At 73.0% G+C, this 3,518-nt stretch carries 3 protein-coding genes; 1 reads left to right on the top strand and 2 read right to left on the bottom strand.

Features of this window, described 5'->3' with window-relative positions; translation table 11 throughout:
* Positions 1–144 precede the first annotated feature (144 nt).
* Positions 145–513, bottom strand: coding sequence for an MmcQ/YjbR family DNA-binding protein (locus AB0F10_RS44755; protein ID WP_360640586.1), 369 nt, complete (start codon positions 511–513; stop codon positions 145–147).
* Positions 513–1,616 carry a glycine cleavage system aminomethyltransferase GcvT gene (gene gcvT, locus AB0F10_RS44750; protein ID WP_360640584.1) on the bottom strand — a complete coding sequence of 368 codons (1,104 nt, stop codon included), beginning with the start codon at positions 1,614–1,616 and terminating at the stop codon, positions 513–515. The genes AB0F10_RS44755 and gcvT overlap by 1 nt, the downstream gene beginning before the upstream one ends.
* Positions 1,617–1,874: 258 nt before the next feature.
* Here gcvT and AB0F10_RS44745 point away from each other — a divergent pair, with 258 nt between their 5' ends.
* On the top strand, positions 1,875–3,425 hold the full coding sequence (locus tag AB0F10_RS44745) for a leucyl aminopeptidase (RefSeq protein ID WP_360640582.1): 1,551 nt from the start codon (positions 1,875–1,877) through the stop codon (positions 3,423–3,425).
* Positions 3,426–3,518 lie beyond the last annotated feature (93 nt).

The raw sequence follows: 3,518 nt of genomic DNA, 5'->3' as shown, positions 1-3,518 counted from the left end.
GAGTGCAACGATTTCGCCGCCGGCGATCGCGGTGAGCGCTTCTTCGAGGGTGGCGACGATCTGCCCGCGGTGGATCGGCCGGCCGGCCGGCGTGGCGGCATCACCGGCGACGTGCTCGGCGCCGCCGTCGAGACGACGACGACGCTAGCCCTGGTCGGCCTGGCCCTGGGCTGAGTCATACTCCCTGACCGCCTTCTTGGACGCCGTCCGGCGCCAGGCGTCGGTGACGACCTGCCGCAACTCGGCGGCGTCGGCTTCGGCGAGCACCACCCGCACCCAGCCGTACCGGCCGACGTACGGTGCCGGCGAGTACGTGTCCGGCGCGGACGCGACGAGTTCGGCCTGCTCGTCGAGGGACGCCTTCACCGAGACGGTGTCGTGCTCCGGGCCGCCGACCACGAACATCTTCTCGCCGTACCGGAGGGTCCAGTCGCCCCACTGCTCGACGAAGACCTCGCGGCAGCCGGGCAACGCGAGGACCCACCCGCGCACCTCCGGCCAGGCGACGGCCATCAGCGCACCGAGGTCTCGACGAACGGCGGCTTGACGATCCGGGCCTGCACCCGCCGGCCCCGGACGTCGATCTCGACCAGGTCGCCGTCGGCGAGCCCGGCGGACGTGTCGAGCAGGGCCAGCGCGATGCCGACCTTCTTCGTCGGTGAGAACGTGCCGCTGGTGGTCTCGCCGACCTGCGTCTCACCCGCGTACACGTGCATGTGACCGCGGGGAATGCCGCGACCGGTGAGCTCGAGGCCGCGCAGCAGCCGGCGCGGGCCGGCCGCCTTCTCGGCGAGCAGCGCGTCGCGGCCCCAGAACGCCGGCTTGGACCAGCCGACCGCCCAGCCGGAGCGGGCCTGCACCGGGGTGATCTCCAGGGAGAGTTCCTGGCCGTGCAGCGGGTAGCCCATCTCGGTGCGCAGCGTGTCGCGGGCGCCGAGCCCGCACGGGCGGACGCCGGCCTCGACCAGCGTGTCCCAGACGGCGACCGCGTCGTCCCACGGAACGACCAGTTCGTAGCCGTGCTCGCCGGTGTAGCCGGTGCGGCAGACGATCAGGTCGGCGCCGCCGATCCGCGCCGGGTTGAACGACATGTAGTCGTGCTCGGTGGGCAGCCCGAGCCCGGTGACGGTCTCGGCCGAAGCCGGGCCCTGCACCGCCAGGACGGCGAACCGGCGGTGCTCGTCGGTGACGGTGATGCCCTCCGGCGCGGCGGCGGCCAGGCGGCGCACGACCTCGGCGGTGTTCGCGGCGTTCGGGATGAGGAAGACCTCGTCCGGCCCGATCAGGTACGCGATCAGGTCGTCGACCACGCCGCCCGAGGCGTCGTCGCAGCAGAGCGTGTACTGCGCCTTGCCGGCGGCGATGCGGCCCAGGTCGTTGGTGAGGCAGGAGTTGACGAAGTCCGCGGCGCCCGGCCCGGCGACCCGCGCCTTGCCGAGGTGGGACACGTCGAAGACGCCGACGGACTCGCGCACGGCGGCGTGCTCGCGCAGCACGCCCCCGCCCGCATACTCGAGGGGCATCTCCCAGCCGCCGAAGGCGGCGAGCTTGGCCCCGAGCGCGACGTGACGCTCGTGCAGGGGCGAACGGAGCAGGGCGGTGGCCTCGGCAGACATGAGTGGCAACTTACCCGGGGCCCCCCGCCTCCCCGACGGCTACCGGCAGATCATCTGCCGGACGATGGAACCGGCGCCGCGCGGGACTGGGCAAATCGGCCGACCACCTGGGGCCGGGAAGGATCACGCGGCCTTAACTGTGGTTAGCATCGGCGGGACAACAACAACACACCGTCCGGCGCGACCGTGCCGGGGTGACCACACCGTCGGGGCGTCCCACGAGGGAGCTCCCGGCCCCAGTCGTCGCGGAGAGCCCGAGTGACCCACCCCGCACCCTCCCTCAGCCTGGTCGACAGCGATCCGGCCGAACTGGCCGTCGACGCGATCGTCATCGGGCTGCACAGTCAGCCCGACGAGGGCGGCGCGGTCCTGCCGGCCGCCGGCGCGGAGAGCATCGCCGCCGCGTTCGACGGAAAGCTGATCTCGACGCTGGCCCTGCTCGGCGCGACCGGCGCTCCCGGCGAGGTGACCAAGCTCGCCACGCTCGGCACCGTCGCGGCGCCGCTGGTCGTCGCCGTCGGCCTCGGCGACGAGCCCACCGGCTCCGCGCCCGCCGCGGAGACGCTGCGCCGCGGCACCGGTGCCGCCGTACGCGCGCTGGCCGGCAGCGACACCGTCGCGCTGGCGCTGCCGGTGCCCGACGACGCCGACGCGCCCGGCGTGCTGCGCTCGATCCTCGAGGGTGCGCTGCTCGGGTCGTACCGGTTCGCCGGTTACAAGACCAAGCCGCAGCCGACCCGGCGCGACCCGGTCAAGGCGCTGCAGGTGACCGTGCCCGACGCGGCCGACTCGGCCGCACAGGCCGAACTCGAGCGCGCCGAGATCGTCTCGAAGGTCGTCCGGCTGACCCGCGACTGGGTGAACACGGCCCCCAACAAGCTGCGCCCGCCGGAGTTCGCCGACGCCGTCTCGGCCGCCGCGGACGGCACCGGCCTCAAGGTCGAGGTGCTGGACTTCGACGCGCTCAAGGCGGGTGGCTACGGCGGCATCGTCGCGGTCGGCCAGGGCTCCGAGGCGCCTCCGCGCCTGGTCAAGCTCACCTACACCCCGCAGGGCGTCGAGAACCCGAAGCGGGTCGCGCTGGTCGGCAAGGGCATCACCTTCGACACCGGCGGCATCAGCATCAAGCCGGCCGCGGGCATGTGGGAGATGAAGTCGGACATGGCCGGCGCCGCCGCCGTCGGCGCCACGATGCTGGCGGTGGCCGCGCTCCGCCCGCCGGTCGCGGTCACCGGCTACCTGGCCATGGCGGAGAACATGCCCTCCGGTACGGCGTACCGGCCCGGCGACGTCATCACGATGTTCAACGGCAAGCGGGTCGAGGTGTTAAACACCGACGCCGAGGGCCGCATGGTGCTCGCCGACGCGATCGCCCGCGCCTGCGCCGACGGCACCGACTACGTCTTCGAGACGTCCACCCTGACCGGTGGGCAGGTGGTCGCGCTGGGCAAGCGCATCGCCGGCGTCATGGGCACGCCGGAGACCTGCGAGCGGGTCAAGGCGGCCGGCGACGCGGTCGGCGAGCCGGCCTGGCCGATGCCGCTGCCGGACGACGTGCGCAAGGGCATGGACTCGGAGGTCGCCGACATCAGCCAGGTCAACGCCAGCATGGACCGGGCCGGGCACATGCTGCAGGGCGGCGTCTTCCTGCGGGAGTTCGTGGCCGAGGGTGTCGAGTGGGCGCACATCGACATCGCCGGACCGTCCTACCACTCCGGTGAGGCCAGTGGTTACTGGACGAAGGGCGGCACCGGCGTGCCGGTGCGCACCCTGCTGACCCTGATCGACGACATCGCCGCCAACGGCTGAGCTGGCTGGCGCCGCTTCGCGGCGCGGCGATCGCCTGGTAACCGCTGACTTGTGGGTGATTCCGACGACTGCACAAACCGCAGTCGTCGGAAT

Origin of the sequence: Actinoplanes sp. NPDC026623 (genome assembly GCF_040638275.1) — a bacterium.
GTDB lineage: Bacteria > Actinomycetota > Actinomycetes > Mycobacteriales > Micromonosporaceae > Actinoplanes.
Note: the sequence above shows the minus strand (reverse complement) of the source record. Positions and strands in the feature narration are given on the sequence as shown.